Genomic DNA, 433 nt, shown 5'->3' with positions numbered 1-433 from the left:
TCGACGGTCCGGGCCCGGTAGGCGCCGTAGCCCCCGCCCGCCACCAGGCCCAGGAGCACCCAGCCCATGCCGATCGCCTTGCCGCCCGACAGCTGCACGATCAGCGCGGCGGTGGTCAGGATGGCGATCGCCATGCCCACCATGCCGAACAGGTTGCCCCGGATCGAGGTGGTCGGGTGGGACAGGCCCTTCAGGGACTGGATGAAGCAGACGCTCGCGATGAGATACAGCAGCGTGACGACATTCATGCTCATGCTGCATTCCCCTTGCCGGCAGCCGGTGCGGCCTTCTTGTCCTTCTTCTTGAACATCTCCAGCATGCGCCGCGTCACCAGGAAGCCGCCGAAGACGTTGACCGCGGCCAGCGCCACCGCCAGCACGCCCATGGTCTTGCCCAGGCCGGTCTCGGTCAGCGCCGCCGCCAGCATCGCCCC

The 433-nt window shown here is 68.4% G+C and carries 2 protein-coding genes; both read right to left on the bottom strand.

The genetic code is table 11. From position 1 onward, the window contains the following. On the bottom strand, window positions 1–254 hold a 254-nt coding region (locus AB4Z46_RS35460; RefSeq protein WP_442288229.1), incomplete at its 3' end, for an NAD(P)(+) transhydrogenase (Re/Si-specific) subunit beta. After that, on the bottom strand, window positions 251–433 hold a 183-nt coding region (locus AB4Z46_RS35455; protein WP_442288228.1), incomplete at its 5' end, for a proton-translocating transhydrogenase family protein. The genes AB4Z46_RS35455 and AB4Z46_RS35460, both read right to left, overlap by 4 nt.

Source organism: Variovorax sp. M-6, from assembly GCF_052114385.1.
Taxonomy (GTDB): domain Bacteria; phylum Pseudomonadota; class Gammaproteobacteria; order Burkholderiales; family Burkholderiaceae_C; genus Variovorax.
The sequence above is the reverse complement of the archived record's forward strand: the minus strand, read 5'-3'. Positions and strand labels throughout refer to the sequence as shown.